Origin of the sequence: Paraburkholderia sp. CNPSo 3076 (assembly GCF_026343935.1) — a bacterium.
Classification (GTDB): Bacteria; Pseudomonadota; Gammaproteobacteria; order Burkholderiales; family Burkholderiaceae; genus Paraburkholderia; species Paraburkholderia nodosa.
The window spans coordinates 170,136-191,865 of the sequence record NZ_JAPMAL010000005.1; the positions used below are offsets into that span (position 1 = coordinate 170,136).

The window sequence follows — 21,730 nt, forward strand, 5'->3', positions numbered from 1 at the left end:
TGCTGCTTCGAAAATTTGCTGACGTCATGATGATCCCGCCAATGATCGCGTGCAGTCGTCTTCGACTGCAAACGGTAAAGGGGAATCCTGAATTTTGTGTCAGGAAATCCTGAATGGCGGACTTCAACCGGCAATCGCACCCTTGAATGTCCGCCGCGAATTCCCGTCCTCGCCCGAAGTAAAGCGGATTGTCGGCGAGATTACGTCGCGTTATGCTGCGCGCGACTGCCCCTTCGGTTCCACACAATGCCGCGCATGGCATACGCTGATTTCGTATGAACAGAAGACAGATGATCGCGCAATGCGTCGGTATAGGCGCGAGCCTGGTAACGATGCGGGCGACCATGGCGTTGCCGGTCAGCCGCCCGCCAGCAAGCGTCGTATTTCTGAATCCCGGCGAAAGCGTGGAACACGATACGGGCCAGCACTGGCAACTCGTGTCGCGCTTCATGGGTGCGACTGCCAGCCGCTTCGGCATGCAACTCGAAGTGCTTTATGCGGAGCGCGATCATCTGCTGATGCTGCGTCAGGCCGAATCGGTGGCGGCGCGTGCGGCGGCGCCCGACTATGTGGTGATCGTCAACGAAAAGATGGCCGCGCCCCAGATGCTGCAAACGCTGGCGCGCTCGCCCGCCAAAGTGCTGTTGATCCACAACGATCTGACCGAAGCCCAGCGCGCCCAGACCGGCAACGAGCGCGAACGGATCGCGAACTGGATCGGCACCGTCACCGCCGATGCCGGGCGCGGAAGCTTTCGGCTCATGGACTACCTGATCCGCTTGAACGGCAGCGGGCCCGCACGCGTGATCGGCATTACCGGCGACCCTGCCACGCCGGTTTCGGCGGAGCGCGCCGCGGGCGTGCAGGCCGCGCTGGCGCGCCGGCCGCAGGACCGCATCGATCAGCTCGTCTATGGCGACTGGAGCTTTTCCGACGGCCGCGACAAGGCGCGCGTGCTGCTCTCGCGCTATCCGGACGCCAATATCCTTTGGGCTGCCAACGATACGATGACGCTTGGCGCATTGAGTGCGGTGCAGGAACGGCATCTGTCCACCATCGTCGGCGGCCTCGGTGCGCTGCCCGAAGCCGTGGCTTCGGTCATTCACGGCGAGCTGGCCGCGATCGTCGCAGGCGACCAGTTCATCGGCGCCTGCGCGATGGTCCTCATTCACGACTACCATAACGGCGCGGACTTTGCGCAAGTGGGCGGACCGCGTCAGCGGCTCGACTATCTGAAGGTGCTCGACAGCAGCGACGCCAGGCGTTACGCCGAGATTGCCTTTCAAGGCCGCACGTCCCCCGACTTCAGCGGTTTCTCACGTGTGCAAAGCCGGCGTGCCGGCGCCTACACGTTCGATCTCGACACCCTGCTCAATTCCGCTTCAAAGGCCGCGTGATGCTGCAAACCCTTTTGCGTGCGCGCTTCCCACGCAGCCTGCATGCGCAGCTCATGCTCTCGCTGCTGGTGCTCTGTACGCTGGTGGCGGGCACGTCGGCTTTCTTCCTGCTGGAGCATGCGCGCGAACGCCGGATCGCGGAACTCGACGAACGCGCGAACCGCATTGCCGATCTCCTCAGTCAGTCGCTCGTACAGCCGCTCTGGAATGTCGATCGCGAGGCGATCGCGCGACAACTGAATGTGCTCAAACCGAATCCGGAGGTGGTGAGCTTCACCGTAACCGCGACCAACTACGGCGTGCTTGCCGACGCGAGCAACGCGCCGATGCCTGCCCCGCAGGCGCGCGTGGTTCGGGTGCGGCCGATAGAATTCACGCCGCCCGGCGACGCGCCGCCCGAAAAGATCGGCGAGGTCCGCGTGGTCTTGACGAGGGCCGCTGCCGACCGGGGCTTCGAGGCCGCGCGCGCGGCGGTGCTGGGAACACTCGCGCTCGTGCTCGCCGTGTTGTACGTCACGACCTTTCTACTCATCAAGCACCTGGTGCGCGAGCCCATCCGGCGCCTGGAGGAAATGGTCGACCGCATCGCGTCCGGCGATCTGGACAGCCGCTGCGCAATCGAATCCAGTGTCGAGCTGGGCCGGCTCGCCGCGCGCGTCAACGTGATGGCGGAACGGCTGCGCGACTCGACGGCATCGCTCAGGGAGAGCGAGCGCAAGTACCGCAGCATCATCGAGAACTCACTCGAAGGGTTCTTCGTCCTCGATCGCAACGGCAAGCTCTGCGACGCCAATCCCGCGATGGCTCAACTGCTCGGCTATCGCGACGTTCGGGGCATGATGACGGCGCGAGGCTACGACGCGAGCGCGGTTCATGCTCCGCTACAGCCATTCACCAGCGGGAAGACCGCCCAACTTTTCGCGATGCTGCAACTGACTGGCAAGATCGCGGGGCTGGAAATCGAGCTGGCTCGCGCCGACGGCACCGAGGTATGGTGTCAGCTCAACGCCCGCGGCATACGCTACAACGGCGCGGGACCCCAATGCCTCGAAGGACAGTTGACCGATATCTCGGGCCGCAAGCAGGCGATGGAGATCCTTACGCGCCATCGCGATCAACTCGAGGAGGAAGTGCGCGAGCGCACGCGAACCGAGCAGCTGCTGCGGCATTCGCGCGAACAGCTGCGCCAGCTTTCGTCCCATCAGGAATCGATCCGCGAAGAAGAGCGGCGGCAGATCGCCATGACGATTCACGACGAACTGGGCCAATTGCTCACCGCGATCAAAATCAATGTGTCCCTGCTCAAGCTCGCGCTGAACCAGGGCGCCGAGTGGCGACAAAAGGTGGGCGACATCGGCGGGCTGGCTGAACGCACCATCGACATCGTGCGCAACGTCGCGAGCCACCTGCGGCCGGCCGCGCTGAACTTCGGCCTTCTTTCGGCGCTCGAATGGCTCGTTCAGGACTTCACACGCCACAACGCAACCGTCTGCACGTTCCGGCTCGAAGGCCGTGAACCGTCATTGGGCGACGACCGCGCGACGGCGGTGTTCCGCATCGTCCAGGAGGCGCTCACCAACGTCAGCCGGCACGCGCAGGCCTCGCATGCGGAGGTCGTCCTGCGCTGCATCCATAACCACTTCGAACTCGAGGTCCATGACGACGGCAACGGATTCGACGTGGCGAAAGCGATCCGTGGCAATTCGTATGGGCTACAGGGCATGCAGGAGCGCGCACGGATGATCGGCGCGCAGTTCCATATCGAAAGCCGGGACGGGCCGGGATCGACGGTTCGCATCGTGTTCAATGAGACGCCGGAAAACGCCAGTCGGGCCCTGACCGCCGACAACGAACTTAGGTAGTCATGCCTCATCCGCCTGGCGCTTTTCTAGCGCACGCAGCATCTCGTTGGTCTTGTCGAGAAGCGCGGCGTGATAGGCGCCAGGCAGCGTGATGTCGTCCATGACCGACATGACGTCTTCCAGCACTCGCCTGAGCGCCCCATGGATCTCGCCGCATTGCGCCGGCGTCAGTTTCGGCAAGGCCAGCTCGATGAACTTCTGCATGACGAGCGACCTTGCCGCGACTCGCCTCAGGTTCCGGCGCCCGGCGTCGGCTGCGCGAGCCGCCACGCGAGATTGGCGCGTGCCGCCGCCTCGCAATGCGAATAAAAGTAATCGGTCAGGTAGATGCGCGGCCGCGCGAGCAGGGCTTCCAGAATCCGCCGCTCGTGCATGGCGTACGCGTGGTCGTCGAGGTCCGGGCGTTCGGCTCTCAGGCGCAGGCCGTTGTCCTGAAACTGGCGGCGCGGTGCGCCGAGCGACGCGAGATCGATGTCGCACGCGAAGCGCGCATCCAGTGCATCCGGCGCGCGCGTGTGCCGGGTCGAGAGAATCGCTTCGCAAATGCGCTCGCAAGCCGCGATACGATCGTCTGCGCAGCGCCGCAACCACTGCGCGCTGCGCTCCTCATTGTCCTGAGCGCCCGGAACGTAGATTACGTCGTGGCACCACAGCGCAAGCTCCACGAGATCGCCATGCGCAATGGCCTCGCGCGCCCGATCGAAATCGCGCAGGCAGCGGCGCACGTGACGCAACGTGTGGTAGTGCCGCCCCGCTTCGCCATAACGGCGCGCGAGATCGGCATAGACGGCCTCGGCGCGTGCTCCCCCGCTGCGCGACCATAACTCGACGAAGCGTCCCTGCGTGCGGTTCACCCCTGCTCCTTTGCGCACTGCGCGATGCTCAGAGAAATTCCTCGCGAATGTCGATGCTCGAGCGCTGGCCGATATCCGCGTAGTGCTGCGCGAGCCAGGCATCCGCTTCCTTGCGGCCGTTGTCGCGCAGCTCGCACAGGAAATCCCAGTCCGCGTTGTACTTGCTCGACACGCTGAGCGCGCACATGGCGGCGTCGGAGCGGATCGAATGAATCAGCATTTCCTTCATCTCGTCGCGAGCGAGCTTGCCTTGCTGGATCAACTCGGTGACGAACGCAATCGCGCGCATTTCGCGCATGAGCGACGAATTGAAACTGATCTCGCTGATGCGATTCAGAATGTCTGCCGCCGTGACCGGCACGCCGGCACGCACGAGCGGGTTGATATGGACGATCACCACGTCGCGCGTCTTGCAGTGATAGATCAGCGGATAAATGGCCGGGTTGCCCATATAACCGCCGTCCCAGTAGTGCTGGCCGGCGATCGCGACCGCATGGAACAGCGTCGGCACACATGCGGAGGCGAGCACGGCGTCCGCGCAGATGTCCTCGCCGGTAAAGAGGCGGATTTTTCCCGTCTCCACGTTGGTCGCGCACAGGTACAGCAGAATGGGGCACGCCTTGCGCAGCGCGGCGAAGTCGACCTGGCTTTCGAGCACCTGGCGCAGCGGGTTCAGGTTGCCCGGATTGAACTGGTAAGGCGAGAACACGCGCAGCATCATGTCGGCAATCGCATAGAGCGGCGAATGATCGAGCCCGAAGCTGTGCGAGCCCTTGAGCCACGGCACCCAGCGCAGCGGGTTGTAGCGCTCGGCCGACTCGGCAACCGCCTGCCAGAAGTCGTGCAGCGCCTGGCGCGCGCCGCCCACGCCTCCCTGTAACAGCCCGTACGCGAGCACCGCGCCGTTCATGGCGCCGGCGCTGGTCGCGCTCACGCCTTCGATCGCGAGCCGTTCGTCTTCGAGCAGACGGTCGAGCACGCCCCATGTGAACGCGCCGTGCATTCCGCCGCCCTGTAATGCGAGCGCGATCGGCCTGGGCGCCGCGGGGTCATGATCGCTTTTCTGGCTTCTTGTTCGCTTCGTCGCCATGGGTCGCCTCCTCGGGCGGCACGCTCATCCATGCACGTCATCGATCGCTCACGCATCGCTCGATACGAGCGTGTCCAGCAATGTCCTGGCTTCTCGCAGGTCGGCGGTGTCGAAGCCCTCTGTGAACGTGTCGAGAATTGCGGACAGCACCTGCCTCGCCTCGTCTGCTCGACCTGCACGCTGCCAGAGGCGCGCCAGGCTCGAAGCCGCGCGCAGCGCCAGCGACCTCGCGCCCTGCGCGCGGGCCACGGCAATCGCCTTGAGAAAGCACGCTTGCGCTTCGTCGCTCGACGCAGCGGGCAGCAGGGTCCCCTTGAGCCGATGCAATTCGGCCTCGTAGAAACGCTCGCCGGTTGTGTCCACGATCGCCATGGCTTGCGCCAGCGTGCGCAGGCCGCCTTCTGCGTCGCCGGCTCTGCCCTGGCAGTCGGCCAGCAAGCCCAGAAAGTACGAGCGGTGCTCCTCGCCGCCTGCGGACTGCTCGGCGTGCAAGCCTTTGCGCAACTGGACGATGCCTTCCTGCAGGCTGCCCGGCTCGATGCGCGCCCAGCCCGATAAAATGGTTCCCCAGGCGAGCCAGTACGGCAAGCCGTGCTCATTCGCGACCGCGAGGGCCGCTTCGGCGCGCTCCCGCACCAGCGGCGCCTCGCGCCGCAACTGATGCAGCTCAGCCACGTAAGCGAGCGTGAATGCGAGCGTCGGCCCGTAAGCGAGCTTGCGCGCGAGCGCAAGCGCCTCCATGCTGCGCGCGTGCGCCTGATCGGGATAGCCTTGAAGCCAGCGGATCAAGGCCAGAAAATTCAACGCCCGGCTGCCGGGATCCACGCCATGCGCGAACACATGGGCCTGATGGCGCTCGGGATCATAGAGGGAGAGCGCCTGTTCCAGGTGCGCAGCGGCCACGTCCAGTTCGCCCTGCAGAAAGAGGCACGCCCCGAGTGCGCCGTGGGCCTCCAGCAGCCAGTCCACATCCCCGGCATGCTCCGCCATGCGTAGCATGCGCTCGCCCAGTTCGCGCGCCACCGCGTAATTCGCGCGCGTCATGTTATGGATTCTCAACCCGAGCAGCGCCGCAAATAGCTGCGGCGTCTCGCCGAGCTGCTCGCCCAACTGCCGTGCGCGCGTGTAGGTCGCCGCGACCTCGGGCGCGCCATAGCCGCGCACGTTCATCAAGGCCGGCCCCAGTGCCAGCAGCAACGTCAGCTCGCGGGACGCGCGCGCGGGCGTATCGGGCAATCGCTCGAGCAGACCCAGGGCGGCGCCGAGGTGATGCATCGCGTCAGGGTCGGCCGCATGCCTGAGCGCCTGCTGCCCCGCGCGGTGCAGATATTCCACCGCCTTCGGAATATTGCCGCTCAGGCTGTAGTGATGCGCCAGTTCGCTGCAGTAGTCCGCGATGCGCGTGGGGAACAGCGCCTCGATCGCCTTCGCGGTGCGCTCGTGCAACGCGCTGCGACGTTCCGTGAGCAGCGAATGACCCGCCACTTCCTGCGTCAGCGCGTGCTTGAACGAGTACTCGACCTCCGGGTAAGCCGGCCGCTCGTAAATGAACTCCGCGGCTTCGAGGTGCGCGAGCAGCCCGCGCAGGTCGTCGTCGGTGCGCGCGAGCTGTCCGCCGCAAATACGCTGCATCAGGCTGAACGGAAAGTCCTTGCCGATCACGGCGAGCGTTTGCAGCAGGTCCTTCTGCGCGAGCGGAAGCCGGTCGATACGCGCGGCGAGCACCCCCTGCACCGTAGTCGGGATGTGCAGCGCGGCCGGTGTCCGCTCGATCCGGTAGCGCCCCGGCTCGCCGAGCAGCGAGCGCTCCTCCGCGAGCGTCTGCACCACTTCCTCCATGAAGAACGGATTGCCCTCCGTCTTTTCGAGAATGCGCTGCTTGAGGGGCGAGAGCGACGCATCGTCGCCGAGCAGTACCGTGAGGAGTCCCTGGGCTTCGCCCGGTCCGAGCGCTTCGAGCCGTAGCTGACTGCTTTCCCATGCCGGCCGGTACTCCGGCCGGAAGTTCACGAGCAGCAGGATACGGGCGCCCGGCACGCGCTCGACAAGATAGACGAGGAACGCCTCGGTCTCACGGTCCAGCCATTGCAGGTCTTCGAACAGCAACTCGACAGGCTGGCTTTGGCTCTCGCGCGTGAGAATCTGCGTGATGGCGTCGAAGGTCCGGTCGCGGCGAATCTTCGGGTCCATGTCCGCCAGCGCCGGCGCGGATTCCCCGGTGCCGAGCAGATACAGCAGATAAGGCATGAGGTCCTCGAAACTGCGCTCGAGCGTCAACACCTTGCCGACGACCTTTTCGCGGCAACGCCGCTCATCGTCGCGCGCGGTGATCTGAAAATAGCTCTTCAGGAGTTCGATCAGCGGCAGATTGGCGAACGCCTTGCCGTGCGAGACCGAAAACGTTTCCAGCACCAGGCACCCTCGGCGGGAACGCTCCTTGAATTCGTGAAAGAGCCGCGACTTCCCGACACCGGCTTCGCCGACCACGCCGACGACCTGTCCCCGCCCCGCCCGCGCCGTCTCCAGCGCCCGGTTCAGGTGGGCCATTTCCGCGTCGCGCCCGACGAAGCGCGCGAGGCCGCGATGCGCAGCCAGTTGCAGTCGCGTGCGCAGCGCGCCCGGGCCCAGCACCTCGTACACCGGAAGCGGTTCGGGAACGCCCTTGACCTGGGCCGCCCCCAGCGCCTTGAACTCGAAGTAGCCCTCGGCGAGCTTGTGAGTCGATTCGCTCACGAGGATCGACGTGGGCGTGGCAATGCCCTCCATGCGCGATGCAATGTGGATCGTGTGGCCAACCGGGTCGTAATCGGTGTGCAGATCGTCGGTGCGGATCGAGCGCACGACGACCTCGCCGGTGTGCACGCCCACACGGATCTGCAGCGGAATGCCTTTTTCCAGCCGAATGCGGTCGCCATGCCGGCGCATGGCCTGCTGCATCCGCAAGGCCGCGAACAGCGCGCGTTGCGGATGGTCTTCGTGAGCGATCGGCGCACCAAACAGCGCGAGGATGCCGTCGCCCAGCGATTTGGCGACATAGCCCTCGTAATAGTGGACGGCTTCCATCATCAATCCGACGACCGGTTCGATCAGGTGGTGGGCCTCTTCCGGGTCGAGGCCGTGGATCAAGGCCGTGGAACCGGCCATGTCGGCGAACAGCGCCGTGACGGTCTTGCGCTCGCCCGCGGTCTCGCCTCTTGCCTCCATGGCGACGTGCTCGGCACGGATACGCTCGGCCAGGTGATGGGGGGTGTAATGAATTGGTGCAGGCGGCGGTTCCGCGGTGGATCGCGCAGACTCCGGCGTCGCGCCGAGTTGCGCCCCGCACTCGTTGCAGAATCGGGCGGCGGCGGCGGCCTCATGCCCGCAACGGGGACACGTGCGCGTGAGCAGGGTCCCGCATGCTTCGCAGAATCTGGCCTGGTTGAGATTCTCGAATCCGCAGTTTGTGCAGCGCATACAACCTCGTCGCGGCCAGGGACCAACATGGGCTCATTATGCGCCGCATGCCCTGAGGGAACAGCCCCGATATTCACCTGGCATGGCGTTGGCAACATCGATGCAAACGTATACTCCCTGCCAGTATTCGCCTATACTGCCCCACAGTATCCTCAATCACCGCCGTCATGCCACATTCCCCCGAAGAAAAGAAGCGCGTGCTCACGCGCGTGCGCAAGGTTCGCGGCCAGCTGGACGCGCTCGAGCGGGCGCTTGAGGAAGGCGCGGACTGCGCGCCGGTGCTCCAGCAGCTGGCAGCGATTCGCGGCGCGATCAACGGCGTGATGGCCGGTGTGCTCGAAAGCCACCTGCGCGAAGAATTCACCCACCTTGCGGGATCAGCGGAGTCCCCAGGATCGATCGACGATGTCGTGACCCTCGTTCGAACCTATTTACGCTAGCTCACTGCGGGATTTCCCGCGCCGATTTGGCCGACCCTCTTTTTTACAGGACTACTATGAAATCGCGTGCTGCAGTTGCGTTTGCGCCGGGCAAGCCCCTCGAGATCGTCGAGATCGACGTCGAACCGCCCCGCAAGGGCGAGGTGCTGGTCAAGATCACGCATACCGGCGTTTGCCATACCGATGCCTTCACGCTCTCCGGTGACGACCCCGAAGGCCTCTTCCCCGTCGTGCTCGGCCACGAGGGCGCCGGGATCGTCGTGGAAGTGGGTGAAGGCGTGACCAGCGTGAAGCCCGGCGATCACGTGATCCCGCTCTACACCGCCGAATGCGGCGAGTGTCTGTTCTGCAAGAGCGGCAAGACCAATCTGTGCGTGTCCGTGCGCGCGACCCAGGGCAAGGGCGTGATGCCCGACGGCACGAGCCGCTTCAGCTACAACGGCCAGCCGCTCTATCACTACATGGGCTGCTCCACGTTCAGCGAATACACCGTGGTGGCCGAAGTCTCGCTCGCGAAGATCAACCCGCAAGCCAATCCCGAGCAGGTGTGCCTGCTGGGCTGCGGCGTGACTACGGGGCTGGGCGCGGTGAAGAACACCGCCAAGGTGCAGGAAGGCGATACCGTCGCCGTGTTCGGCCTGGGCGGCATCGGACTTGCTGTGATCCAGGGCGCGAAGCTCGCCAAGGCCGGCCGCATCATCGCCATCGACACCAATCCGGGCAAGTTCGATCTGGCGCGCGCCTTTGGCGCCACCGACTGCGTGAACCCCAAGGATCACGAGAAGCCCATTCAGCAGGTGATCGTCGACATGACGGGCTGGGGCGTGGATCACAGCTTCGAATGTATCGGCAACGTCAACGTGATGCGTGCGGCGCTCGAATGCGCGCACCGCGGCTGGGGCCAGTCGGTCGTCATCGGCGTGGCCGGCGCAGGGCAGGAAATCTCCACGCGCCCGTTCCAGCTCGTGACCGGCCGCCGCTGGCTGGGCACGGCCTTCGGCGGCGTAAAGGGCCGCTCGCAATTGCCGGGCATGGTCGAAGACGCGATGGAGGGCAAGATCCAGCTCGCGCCGTTCGTCACCCACACGAAGCCGCTCTCGGGCATCAACGAAGCCTTTGACTTGATGCACGAGGGCAAATCGATCCGGACCGTCGTTCACTTCTGATGCGCAAGGAAGGAGAGAGACCATGGCCTCAGCCATTCACCCCACCGTTGACCGCGGCATCCAGAAAGGCGCCGGGAACTTCGCGGGCGGCACGCTGCGCTGCCAGTGCGCGCAAGATCCGGTCGAAGTGCGCATCGACTCGCAGGTCCTGTTCAACCACGCCTGTGGATGCACCCAGTGCTGGAAACCCGCCGGCGCGCTGTTCTCCGTCGTGGGCGTCGTGCCGCGCGACAAGGTGACGGTCACGGCGCACGGTGAAAAGCTGAAGGTCGCGGACGATAAGGCCACGATCCTGCGTCACGCCTGCACGGCCTGCGGTACGCACCTGTATGGCCGCATCGAGAAGAAGGATCACGCGTTCTACGGTCTCGACTTCATCCACACCGAGTTGTCGAAAGACGCGGGCTGGGACGGCCCCGGCTTCGCGGCCTTCGTCTCGTCGATCATCGAGAGCGGCACGCCGCCTTCGGCCATGGCCGACGTGCGCCAGACGCTGCGCGACAAGGGCCTCGAGCCATACGACTGCCTGAGCCCCGCGCTCATGGATCTTCTCTCCACCCAGGCCGCCAAGGCCAAAGGCACTTACCGGGAGGCCTGAAACGCTTATGGAGCGCATTGAACGACACGTCAGCCACGGCGGAAGCCAGGAGGTCTGGAAGCACGCCTCTTCCACCGTTGGCGGCGACATGAAGTTTGGCATCTATCTGCCCGAGGCCGCGCTGCGCGGGCAGAAGTGTCCCGTGCTGTACTGGCTTTCGGGCCTGACCTGCACCGAGCAAAATTTCATCACCAAGGCGGGTGTGCAACGCTACGCGGCGGAACACGGGATCATCGTCGTCGCGCCGGACACCAGTCCGCGTGGCAGCGATGTGCCCGATTCGCCCGACTACGATCTCGGCCAGGGCGCGGGTTTCTACGTGAACGCCACGCGGGAACCGTGGGCGAAGCATTTCCGCATGTACGATTACGTGGTCTCCGAATTGCCCGCCGTCGTCGAAGCCGGGTTTGCAGCGAGCGACGCGCGCTCGATCAGCGGGCATTCGATGGGCGGGCACGGCGCGCTGGTCGTTGCGTTGCGCAATCCGGGCCGGTATCGCAGCGTATCCGCGTTCTCGCCGATCGTCGCACCGAGCCAGGTGCCGTGGGGCGAGAAGGCGCTCACCGCCTACCTCGGCGATGACCGCGAGGCGTGGAGGCAGTATGACGCCGTGGAGTTGGTCGGCAACGCGAGGGCACACTTGCCGCTACTCGTGGATCAAGGCGGCGGCGACGAATTCCTCAATACGCAGCTACGGCCGGAACTGCTGCAGGCGGCCTGCGAAAAGGCGGGGCAACCGCTGGCGCTCAACGTTCGCGAAGGCTACGACCACAGCTATTACTTCATCGCCAGCTTTATCGGCGAGCATATGGCCTTTCACGCCAAAGCGCTGGCTTGACACGCGCCCGGCGCCCGTCCGCTTGTTTCGGCGGCCGGGCGCGTTTTCTATAGTCGTGCATGGGCGAGGCGCCGCCATCCTCCAATACTCAACGGCAACACACCATAAAAGCCAGCCAGGAGAAAGAGGATGACGAGCGCCCCGCTTTTCGATGCGGCACGCAACACGACCGAGCCGACCAGCAAAGACGCGATTTTGCGAGATGTCCGGGCCTGGCGGCTCGTGCGCGTGCAGGAACAATTGCGCAAGCATAACGTGCCCGCCAGCACGCCGTCCGCTATTGCGCGGGTGGCCAGAACTTATGACGGATTGCAGCGCGAATCACGAGCTGATTCGAGTTCGAGGAAACGTCTGCCGCACCCGGAACATAGGCGACGTCGAGCACCGTTTGAGTCTTGTCGCCGCCAACGTGCTGATAGGCTCCCTGCAAATACAGATCCGTACGTTTCGACAGATTGTAGTCCGCCATCTCATCGAAGTCCTCCAAACCTGGTTGCCATTCGATAACGAATGTTCGTATGCAAGTTTTATGATTGATTAAATGCGTAGTTAACCTACGTATTTTCGCGCTGATAGTGTCCTTTTCTTGCAATCAATCTTTGGCACGACGAGGAAGCGGTGCGCGGAGTATTGAAGCAACGCCGCAAGCTGTCAACGTGATTTATTTTCCTTTTCGAATGACTTTAAGTTATGTGACCTTCCAGCACTTCTACCGCAATCTATGCGATTCGCCTCGCACTTGCCGAGCCGGTGTCTCGACATATTCATCAGGAAACGGCGTATCCGCCTCCGGCGTGCCCAGTAGCGCCTCATGAGCATTTGGCAGCCGCGTCGTGCGATATTCGTTGGGCGACTCGCCAAACTCCTTGCGGAACTCGCGCCCAAGATGCGATGCGTCGGAGAAGCCGCATGACGAAGCGATATCCGCAACCGTGCGGTCCGAACTCGTCAACAGCCATGACGCCATGCGTATGCGGATCTGCCTCGCGTACGCGCCCGGCGATTTGCCGGTTTCCGTCGTGAAAAGGCGTTCGAGCTGGCGCACCGAAACATCGAGCCTGTGCGCCAGGTCCGGCAGACTCAGCGGCTGGCCAACGTGTTGCTCCATCAGCAGAATCGCGCGCCTGACCTTGGGATGCGTGGCAGGCTCGAGGCCCGGCGGATGCGGTTGCGGCGCGTTGCCTTTCTGCGCGTCGTCCACGAGCAGAATACGCAGCGCCTTGCGCACGATCGTGGCCTCGACGTGGCGCAGCAGAATCGCCGCGGCCACGTCGATCGACGCACGGCCGCCGGAACACGTAATGCGCCTTCTGTCGATCACGAAGAGCCGGTCGGCAATGAGGTCGCGCTCATCGGCTTGCGGAAAACGCTCGACGAAATCCCAGTAGTGGAACCAGCTCACGCAAATTCGATAGCCGTTCATCACCCCGGCCCGGGCGAGTGCGAACGCCCCCGTGCAGAGTCCCACGAGCGTGGCCGGCGTTTCGGCCATCGCGCGAATGAAGGAGAGTGTTGCGTCGCTCGCTGGCGGTCCCGAATGCAGCAGCCCGCCTACGATCACGACATAGTCGAACGCCTCGGCCGCATCGAACGTCGTCCACGGTGTGATCTGGATTCCGCAGCTGGCGCGAACCGGAACGAGGTTTTCTCCGACGATGGTCCATGAGCACCGCACCGGCCGGCTCATGTCGCCTTCGTCGCTTGCGAGCCTGAGCAAATCGACGAAGCCGGAGAACGCGGTCAACGTGAAGTTGGGCAATAGCACGATCCCGAAACGCAGCCGCCTCGCCGCCGTGGCTTCGCTGTCAATCGCGTGGTGAACCATGAGGACCGCCTCTGTCAATGCACTCCAGACAATCGATACGGTCGAAATCCGTTGCCCGTTGATTAGCCTGTGTTAATTAGCCGGTGACCGCAACACCGGCATCGAGCCAGTCGCGCATCATCGCACCGGCTTCTTCGCTGAGCCAGTTCCGAAACTGCAGATACTCCGTGCGAGGCCGCGCATTCCGGTGCGTAATCAGATAGTGGTAGCGGTCTTTAAAGACAAGCGCATCCGGAACAGGCCGTATCAGGCGTCCCTGCTCGACCTGAAGATGGAGCAGATGATGCCAGCCGAGCAGCGTCCCTTCGCCGGCCTCCGCCTGCGCGACGAGGAGCCGATAGTCGTTGCTCTCCAGGCTGCGGTTTTCAGCCAGAATGTCCGTGCCGTCGCCCTGCTGAAACCAGTTGCGCCACACTCGCCAATCCACGTGTTCACACACCTGGGCGCGGCCGAGCAAGGAGAGATTCAACGTGGGTTGCGAAAGCAGGTCGAGCGGCTTGAGCTTCTTGCCGCGAAAATACCGGTCGTAAAACGTCGGGCTGCAAACCGGATACACGACATCATGAAACAGCGGCTCGACTTCGTATTCCGGCTCGCGAGGCGGATTCTTCGTGATGATGATGTCGGGCTCCATGAGTTCGTCCAACTCCATGAAGTGCTCGGTAACCATCACATGCAACCGGATATCCGGAAAGCGCGCGCAAAACGCCGGCAGGCGCTGCGACAGCCACAGGGCCGAGAACGTATGCGAGACGCAAATCGTCAATGCGTGCCGATCCGTGCGTCGCACCGCCTCCGCCGCTTCGGCGATATTCATAATGGAGAGATACGACGCGTTGTACAGAATGCGTCCAGCATCAGTCAGCGCGATATGCCGGCCGGTGCGCTCGAACAGCGCGACATCGAGCGAATCTTCAAGCTCTTTTATTTGTCTGCTGATTGCGGCCTGCGTTACGCACAGAACCTCAGCCGCCTGGGTGAAGCTTTCATATCGCGCCGCCGTCACGAAGCATCGGAGTGCACGGAGCGACGGCATCTGGGCGAGGAGTCTGTCTGCGAATAGCTGCTTCTTTAACATGGCTTGCGCTCTTTAAACGGGTGCCCGCATGACGCGATCAGGCGCGCCACGAACCATAGAGGAATTCGGATGAGAATAGTTTGCGAGTCCGTTTTCCCGGTGGCAAGTAAGGTGTTCCATAATAAGGGTCTTATAAATGGCGAAGCACCGCCCCTCCAATGTGGTGCCTGGCTTACGTCCCGCCGACGACCCGCTTCAACACCCTGTCGAGCGCCTCTCCATAGTGAGTGTAGGTGCCGCGCTCCGTTAGCTCGGCGTGCAATTGCGCGTTGAGGCCGCCGGGCGTCATGCAGTGCTCAGCCAGTGACGAAAAGGATTGCGTCGTGAGCGTCGTGTCGTGCGCCAGGCCCACGCAGTAGCCGGACAGGAACGCCCTTGCGTCGTCGTATCGAAGCCCTTGTCGAACGAGCCATGCCGCCTGGCTTTCCAGCACCGCATAGAAGCTCGCCATGGTCGCCGTCACCGCAGATATCGCGTTGAACTTCTGCTCGTCTTCGACTTCGACGGCCTCACCCATTGCAGAAAACAGCGCTTTCGCGATCGCATCCGGCGGGCAGATCGCCGTGCTGCCTTTGCCTTGCGCAACGGCGGGCAAGGGAATGGTCCGCACGACCTTGGCGGCCGGGCGCACGAGACTCGCCATCCTGTCGACAGAAATCGCGGCGACGAAGCTGATCACGTGGTGGCGCGAATCGAACTTCAACTCGCCGAGCACATCGGCCGCGATTTGCGGCACGACGGCAAGACACACGATGTCCGACGCGTCGAGCACGTCCTGATTGTTCGCGCCAATGCGGATCCGGTCGTCGAGTGCCGCCAGTTCGGCGGCCGTTTTTTCGCCGCGCGGAGACAGCGTGATCCGCTCGAATGACATGCCCGAGCGCAGCAGCCCGGTCACCACGGCCTTTGTGATTGCCCCCGTTCCAACGAATCCGATGCGCATCTGCATGCAAGTCCTGTTCAGGTGTGGCGCAAGCCCGCCACGGAATGCGAGCCGGGCCTGACGGCCCGCTCGCGCGCTTTACCGCTGCCACTTCAAGCGAGCTTCAACCAGGTCGTCTTTAGCTCGCAATACTGGTCGTGTGCGTAGACCGACTTGTCGCGGCCGCCGAAGCCCGATTGCTTGAAGCCGCCGAATGGCGTCGAGAGGTCGCCCTCGCCGAAGCAGTTTACCGTGACCGTGCCCGCACGGATACGCGCCGCAACCTTATGCGCACTGTTCACGTTATCGGTCCACAGCGAAGCCGCCAGTCCGTAGCAGGTGTCGTTCGCGAGGCGGATGGCGTCTTCCACGTCGTCGTATTCGATAAAGCACACGACCGGTCCGAATACTTCTTCCCGCGCGATGGCCATATCCGGCGTGACCTGATCGAAGATGGTCGGCTCTACGAACCATCCGCCGGTCTCGGTCAGCGCAGCACGTCCGCCGCAAATCACGCGCGCGCCCTGCTCCTTCGCTTTCTCGACGTGCGCCAGGACCTTTTCGTAATGCTTTTGCTCGATCAGCGCGCCGAGCTTCGCGTCCGGGTCGAGCGGGTCACCCGTCCTCCAGCCCGCGAGAACAGCCTGAACTTTCTGCACCAGTTCCGCCCGCTTGCTCGAAGGAACGAGAATGCGCGAGCCGGCGCTGCAGTTTTCTCCCATGTTCCAGAACGCAGCGGCGACGGCCTGTTCGGCGACCGCATCGAGATTCGCGACATCGGGAAGAATCACCTGCGGATTCTTGCCGCCGCATTCGAGCACCACGCGCTTGAGGTTGGTATCTGCGGAATAGTGCAAAAAGCGCTTGCCGGTCGCGGTCGAGCCGGTGAATGCGACGAGATCGACATCGGGATGGCGGCCCAGCGCCTGTCCCGCGCTATCGCCGAAACCTGTGACGACGCTGAGCACGCCCGCGGGCACGCCGGCTTCGAGCGCGAGATCCGCGATGCGCAAGGTCGAGAGCGACGTTTGCTCCGCAGGCTTCACGACCACGCTATTGCCAACCGACAAAGCCGGACCGATCTTCCAGGCCAGCATCAACGCGGGGAAATTCCAGGGCAGGACCGCGCCCACCACGCCAATCGGTTCACGCGTAATCATGCTGACGACATCCGCGCCCGAAGGCGAGAGCGCGTCGTAGCGCTTGTCAGTCACTTCGGCATGCCAACGAATGCAGGCTGCCGACTCGGGAATATCCAGCGCGAGGCATTCGCTGATCGGCTTGCCCGCCTCCAGCGCTTCGAGCAGCGCCAGTTCGTCCGCGTGCTCGTCGATCAATTGCGCGAGGCGAAGCAGGACCGCCTTGCGATGGGCCGGCGCGGCCTTCGACCACACGCCCGATTCGAATGCATTGCGGGCAGCGGCGACAGCGTGATCCACATCCTTTTCATCGCATTTCGCCACTTGCGCCAGCACCTTGCCCGACGCGGGGTTGAGCGTGGCGAACGTTTCTCCCGACGCCGCTCCACACCGCTCTCCGGCGATCAATGCCCGGCCGTCGAGCGCCAGGTCCGCGGCTTTCTGCTTCCACTGCTGATGCGTCGTCATCTCATGTCCTTGGTTAATTAAAGCTCGGCGCCCGCCGACATTTCCTTTGCCCAGATCGTGGCCGACACCGCCATGTCCACAATGGGCCGAACCGGCAGCGAGCGCGGATGGGGCTGGTTCAGAAGCTGGTGGACAAGCTTGTTGGTCTGGCCAAGCGCGTATTCGGCGATCAGCTTGCCCGACGACGATCCTCTGCTCAGCCCGAGCCCGTTGCAGCCCACCGCTTCCAGAATTCCATCGTCGCGCCGGCCGAACAGCGCGCCGTTATTCGCCGAGAGACATAGTGGACCACCCCACGTGTACTCCAGTTCGACGCCATCGAGCATGGGGAATCGACGGTCGAACGAGCGCTGATGCAGCGCTTTCGCCTTCGCGAGATCGGCGTCGGACACCTGCAGTCCCGGCCTGAACGCGAAATGGTTGCGCACGCAAATACGGTCCGTATCTAGACGGCGCACGGTCGTGCCCATGGGATCCGCCGGGATCAGCGACCACGACCGCGTTCCGCCCAGCCTTTCAACCTCGCCGGCGTTCATGACGCGGGTCATCGATGCAAATGTGTAGACGGGCAGCAAGCCATTCGGGTGGATGCCGAACGTCGCCGCATAAGCGTTCGTGCACAGAATCACCTGTTTGGCGACGATCTTTCCTCTAGCGAAATGTAGAACTTTTTCATTGTTGCGATTCTCGATTTCGGTGACGGCGCTCAGCTCGAAGACCGTGACGTTTTCCGGCTGCGTGGCCGCGAGGCCGCGCATGAGCGCAGCCGGCTGCACCGTGCTGCAGCCCGGCGTAAATAGCGCCCCCTGATAAAAGTCCGTGCCCGTTACCTTGCGGATGGCCGCCTGATCGAGCCATTCGAAAGCTTCGTCGATGCGCGTCAGGCCCTGCGCAAAGTGCGAGAGCGCGTCGAGCCCCTTCTTGTTGACCGAGGCGTGGAATTTCCCCTCGTCTCGCCAATCGCAGTCGATGTCGTGTTGCCGTACGATCGAACGCACGTAGTCGATCCCGTGCCGTTGGAACCGCACGTCGGCCTTGTCCTCCGCCACGCTGCGCGAATAGCTTTCACTGCTGATGTCGTGCGGCAAGTCGACGAAGAATCCGGAATTGCGTCCGGCCGTCGTGCGCCCGATGCGATCGGCCTCGACGAGCGCGATCGACGCATCGGGCGCCAGTTCGGCAAGCCGGCGAGCGGCGCAAAGCCCGGTGATGCCTCCGCCCACAACGACCCAGTCGTATCGATGCTCCGACGACACGCTTCTGGCAGGCCCCGCCGGCGGGAGACTCTCCCACCATGCGTTGACGCCATCTGGAGCAGGAAACCGCGCGAATTCCAGGTTCGAGACCATTTTCAGTGATTACTGGGCGTTGCGAATGAGAGGTTTCACAAGCTGCGCAAACGCGCTGCGCTCCTCTTGCGTGAGCGAGCCGAGCGGTGCACGCGCCACGCCAACCGGCAGCCCCACCAGTTCGCAGCCGTAGCGCACGTACTGGATGAATTTGCCGCTGCGCTCGAGCAGTTCGAGCACCGGCAACAGTTGTGTCATCAGCTTGCGGCCCAGAACGAAATCGTTCTGTTTGACGCACGCGTCGAACAGCGCCGTGTGCGCTTCCGGCAGGAAGTTGGAGGCGCCGCCTACCCAGCTCTTCGCGCCCCACGCGAAGAATTCGAGCGCCTGGTCGTCCATGCCGCAACTCAGCACCAGGCGGTCCTTGAAGTGCGTGACGAGATGATGCAGATGCGAAATATCGCCCGTGCTCTCCTTCATGGCGATGAAGTTCGGACGCTCGAGCAGCGTTGCCAGCACGCCATCGCTGATTTCCGTTCCCGTGCGGGCCGGAAAGTTGTACAGCATGATTGGCATGTCGAGCGCGTCGTCTACCTTCAGCATGTGGCTGAGCAGTTCATCCTGCGTCGGCTGCGCGTAGTACGGCGCGGCAACCAGCAGCGACGACAAACCTGCACGCTTGGCCTCGAGGCCCAGGCGGATCACTTCCTTCGTCGTGGTCGCGTTGATGCCCGCGGTCAGATACGTTTTTCCACCCGCCGCCTCGGCAACGGTGTTGAAAGTCTTGACGCGTTCCTCGAAGCTCAACGCATAGTATTCGCCGGTGGTGCCACCGATCCCGAGACCCGATACGCGGCCTGCGAGATTCGCTGCGTGCTTGCCGAGCAAGGCATGGTCGATTTCACCGTCTTCCTTGAACGGTGTGACCAGCGGAGTATGTACGCCCTCGAAGCTCATTTCGATTCCTCTCTTCAGTAATCTTCAAACAGATAAACGGGTCTTCACTGCATTCGCACGCTGAGCACCGGGCTCATGCCAGAGCGTCGGCGTGCGAATAAATCGGAAACTGGTTGCTCAGATCCCGCACGCGGCTACGCACGGCGCGCTCGACATGGTCATCGCCGCCCGGCTCGCGCTCGAGGCCCGCCAGCACTTCGAGAATCATTTCGCCGATCTGCTCGAATTGAGCGGTGCCGAATCCGCGCGTCGTACCGGCCGGCGTGCCAAGACGGATGCCGGAAGTCACGGTCGGGTTTTCCGTGTCGAACGGAATGCCGTTCTTGTTGCAGGTGATGCCCGCGCGCTCGAGGGCTTTCTCGGCCTGCGTGCCCGTAATGCGTTTGGAACGAAGATCGACGAGCAGCAGATGGTTGTCGGTGCCGCCCGTGACGAGCGAGAGCCCGCCGGATTGCAGCACATTGCCGAGCGCCTCGGCATTACGCAGCACGCGGTCGATATAGCCCGCGAACTCCGGACGCAGCGCTTCGCCGAACGCCACCGCCTTGCCCGCGATGACATGCATGAGCGGACCGCCCTGCAAGCCGGGGAACACGGCGGAATTGATCTTCTTGGCGAGGTCGCCGTTGTTGGTCAGGATGAAGCCGCCACGCGGGCCGCGCAGCGTTTTGTGCGTGGTCGACGTCACCACGTCCGCGTACTTGATCGGGTTTTCATGACGGCCGGCCGCGACGATGCCGGCGATATGCGCCATGTCGACCATCAGCAGCGCGCCGACGCTATCCGCGATTTCGCGGAAAGCCGCAAAGTCGAGCGCGCGCGGATACGCCGAATAGCCCGCGATGATGAGCTTCGGCCGATGCTCCTGCGCGAGCCGCCGCACCGCGTCGTAGTCAATACGATACGTCTGCGGGCTCACACCGTACTGCACGGCATTGAACCACTTGCCGGAAAGCGCCGGCCGCGCGCCATGCGTGAGGTGGCCGCCGGCGTCCAGCGACATGCCCATCACCGTGTCGCCCGGCTTGACCAGCGCGAGCATGACGGCGCCGTTTGCCTGCGCGCCGGAATGCGGCTGCACATTGGCGTACCCGGCGTCGAACAGCGCCTTCACGCGGTCGATCGCGAGCGCCTCGATGCGGTCGACGTGCTCGCAGCCGCCGTAATAGCGCTTCGACGGATAACCCTCGGCATACTTGTTGGTCAGCACCGTCCCTTGCGCCTCCATCACCGCCGCCGAAACAATGTTTTCGGAAGCGATCAATTCGATCTGCGTTTGTTGCCGGCGCAATTCGAGCGCGATCTCCGATGCAATGACCGGGTCACGGCTCTGGAGCGTTTCAGAAAAGAAGCACGAGTTTTCGCTCACAGGTCACTCCAGGAAGTATTCGTGTCAAGCAGGCCCTGCTGGAACATGAATCGTCGGGGCAGCGGGCCTTTCCTGCCCCCGTGAATACGAACCTGCTGGTTACTGCTGCAGCCAGGCTTTCAGCTTGTCCGGGTGTGCGTCGACGAACTTCTTCGCGGCGGTCGCATAGTCGTTCGTGCTGTTGCCTTCGAGTTCGATGGCTTCGACGTCAGCCAGCGTCAGCTTGAAGTGCTTGAAGAACACATCGGCGCGGGGAAACTTGGTGGCGAACTGTTTGGACGCGAACGCGTGGACCTGTTCTTCGCCGCCCAGCGTGCCCTTGGGGTCCTTCAGATAGCGCATCTGCCATTTCTGCCAGAGCCAGTGTGGGCTCCAGACCGTGGCGACGACCCACTGCTTCGTTTGATACGCGCGCGACACGGCAGCGAGCATCCCGGCTTCGCTCGACGACTGCAGGTTGTAGCCATTCAGGTTGTAAGCCTGAACCGACTTCTCGGACGCCTGCATCAGGCCGGAACCCGGACCAATGCCCTGAATCGTGCCGTCGAGCTTGCTCTTGACGCCCGGCTTGTTCAGATCCGAAATCGACGACACTTCGGACTCCGGCACGTAGGCGGGCACGGCCCAGCCGTTTCGGCCACCCGTGTAGATCACGCCGACGTCGTCCATATCGTTCTTGTACTTGGCGTAGTACACGGCGTGCGTCACCGGCAGCCAGCCGCCCACCATGATGTCGAGGTCGCCGCGCGCCACGCCCTGGAACTGAATGCCGATGTCCGCATTGACGAACTTGACCGGCTGATTCAGTTTCGCTTCGAGCACGTACTTGGCAACGTTGGCCGTGGCGAGAACGTCGGCCCAGTCGGTGATCGCCAGCTTGATCGGCTCCGCCGCCACGGCAGACCCGACGCCGACACTCATGGCGACGACCGCCGATAGCGCAACCTTCGTCATGAATGATTTGAGAATATCGCTAAGCATG

The 21,730-nt window shown here is 63.5% G+C and carries 18 protein-coding genes and 1 pseudogene; 6 read left to right on the plus strand and 13 right to left on the minus strand.

Annotated elements, in window-relative coordinates; genetic code table 11:
- Positions 1-275: 275 nt before the first annotated feature.
- Both M3A49_RS08015 and M3A49_RS08020 read left to right on the plus strand, forming a co-directional pair.
- Complete coding sequence (locus M3A49_RS08015; RefSeq protein ID WP_266228219.1) at positions 276-1,397, plus strand: ABC transporter substrate-binding protein; 1,122 nt, start codon at positions 276-278, stop codon at positions 1,395-1,397.
- A complete protein-coding gene (locus tag M3A49_RS08020) occupies positions 1,397-3,259 on the plus strand; it encodes a PAS domain S-box protein (protein ID WP_266228220.1) in 1,863 nt (620 codons plus the stop codon). The genes M3A49_RS08015 and M3A49_RS08020 overlap by 1 nt, the downstream gene beginning before the upstream one ends.
- Here M3A49_RS08020 and M3A49_RS08025 read toward each other — a convergent pair whose 3' ends face one another.
- The 4 genes from M3A49_RS08025 to M3A49_RS08040 are packed head-to-tail and all read right to left on the minus strand — an operon-like array spanning position 3,260 to position 8,659.
- On the minus strand, positions 3,260-3,463 hold the full coding sequence (locus M3A49_RS08025; RefSeq protein WP_266228221.1) for a hypothetical protein: 204 nt from the start codon (positions 3,461-3,463) through the stop codon (positions 3,260-3,262).
- Between the two features lie 26 nt (positions 3,464-3,489).
- A complete protein-coding gene (locus tag M3A49_RS08030; RefSeq protein ID WP_266228222.1) occupies positions 3,490-4,113 on the minus strand; it encodes a hypothetical protein in 624 nt (207 codons plus the stop codon).
- 28 nt (positions 4,114-4,141) lie between these two features.
- Positions 4,142-5,203 (minus strand): patatin-like phospholipase family protein, encoded by a 1,062-nt coding sequence (locus M3A49_RS08035; RefSeq protein ID WP_254354434.1) that lies wholly within the window; start codon positions 5,201-5,203, stop codon positions 4,142-4,144.
- A 48-nt stretch (positions 5,204-5,251) separates the two neighbouring features.
- Positions 5,252-8,659, minus strand: coding sequence for an adenylate/guanylate cyclase domain-containing protein (locus M3A49_RS08040; RefSeq protein WP_266228223.1), 3,408 nt, complete (start codon positions 8,657-8,659; stop codon positions 5,252-5,254).
- A gap of 167 nt (positions 8,660-8,826) precedes the next feature.
- On the opposite strand from M3A49_RS08040, the gene frmR reads away from it, so the two are divergent.
- Genes frmR through fghA form a run of 4 tightly spaced genes read left to right on the plus strand, consistent with a single transcriptional unit; the run spans position 8,827 to position 11,701 of the window.
- Entirely contained in the window at positions 8,827-9,099 is a 273-nt protein-coding gene (gene frmR, locus M3A49_RS08045; RefSeq protein WP_028203886.1) for a formaldehyde-responsive transcriptional repressor FrmR, read from the plus strand.
- Between the two features lie 56 nt (positions 9,100-9,155).
- Positions 9,156-10,265, plus strand: a complete 1,110-nt coding sequence (locus M3A49_RS08050) for an S-(hydroxymethyl)glutathione dehydrogenase/class III alcohol dehydrogenase (protein ID WP_266228225.1) — start codon at positions 9,156-9,158, stop codon at positions 10,263-10,265.
- 22 nt (positions 10,266-10,287) lie between these two features.
- Positions 10,288-10,863 (plus strand): S-(hydroxymethyl)glutathione synthase, encoded by a 576-nt coding sequence (gene gfa / locus M3A49_RS08055; RefSeq protein WP_266228226.1) that lies wholly within the window; start codon positions 10,288-10,290, stop codon positions 10,861-10,863.
- Between the two features lie 7 nt (positions 10,864-10,870).
- Complete coding sequence (fghA, locus tag M3A49_RS08060; RefSeq protein ID WP_254354437.1) at positions 10,871-11,701, plus strand: S-formylglutathione hydrolase; 831 nt, start codon at positions 10,871-10,873, stop codon at positions 11,699-11,701.
- A 277-nt stretch (positions 11,702-11,978) separates the two neighbouring features.
- Here fghA and M3A49_RS08065 read toward each other — a convergent pair.
- The 9 genes and pseudogenes from M3A49_RS08065 to M3A49_RS08105 form a co-directional block, all read right to left on the minus strand.
- Positions 11,979-12,173: pseudogene (locus M3A49_RS08065) on the minus strand (porin); the annotation flags it as partial.
- A gap of 237 nt (positions 12,174-12,410) precedes the next feature.
- Positions 12,411-13,526 (minus strand): GlxA family transcriptional regulator, encoded by a 1,116-nt coding sequence (locus M3A49_RS08070; RefSeq protein WP_266228227.1) that lies wholly within the window; start codon positions 13,524-13,526, stop codon positions 12,411-12,413.
- Positions 13,527-13,602: 76 nt separating this feature from the next.
- Positions 13,603-14,604, minus strand: a complete 1,002-nt coding sequence (locus M3A49_RS08075) for a LysR substrate-binding domain-containing protein (protein ID WP_254342236.1) — start codon at positions 14,602-14,604, stop codon at positions 13,603-13,605.
- Between the two features lie 172 nt (positions 14,605-14,776).
- The gene (locus M3A49_RS08080; RefSeq protein ID WP_028203879.1) at positions 14,777-15,547 is read right to left on the minus strand and encodes a pyrroline-5-carboxylate reductase; all 771 of its coding nucleotides are present in this window, start codon (positions 15,545-15,547) and stop codon (positions 14,777-14,779) included.
- Positions 15,548-15,639: 92 nt separating this feature from the next.
- Positions 15,640-17,133, minus strand: a complete 1,494-nt coding sequence (locus tag M3A49_RS08085; RefSeq protein WP_266228228.1) for an aldehyde dehydrogenase — start codon at positions 17,131-17,133, stop codon at positions 15,640-15,642.
- 17 nt (positions 17,134-17,150) lie between these two features.
- A complete protein-coding gene (locus M3A49_RS08090; protein ID WP_266228229.1) occupies positions 17,151-18,482 on the minus strand; it encodes an NAD(P)/FAD-dependent oxidoreductase in 1,332 nt (443 codons plus the stop codon).
- A gap of 9 nt (positions 18,483-18,491) precedes the next feature.
- The gene (locus M3A49_RS08095; protein WP_266228230.1) at positions 18,492-19,379 is read right to left on the minus strand and encodes a dihydrodipicolinate synthase family protein; all 888 of its coding nucleotides are present in this window, start codon (positions 19,377-19,379) and stop codon (positions 18,492-18,494) included.
- Positions 19,380-19,452: 73 nt separating this feature from the next.
- Positions 19,453-20,748, minus strand: a complete 1,296-nt coding sequence (glyA, locus tag M3A49_RS08100; protein WP_266228231.1) for a serine hydroxymethyltransferase — start codon at positions 20,746-20,748, stop codon at positions 19,453-19,455.
- Positions 20,749-20,847: 99 nt separating this feature from the next.
- The gene (locus M3A49_RS08105) at positions 20,848-21,729 is read right to left on the minus strand and encodes a glycine betaine ABC transporter substrate-binding protein (RefSeq protein ID WP_266228232.1); all 882 of its coding nucleotides are present in this window, start codon (positions 21,727-21,729) and stop codon (positions 20,848-20,850) included.
- Between the last annotated feature and the right edge of the window lies 1 nt (position 21,730).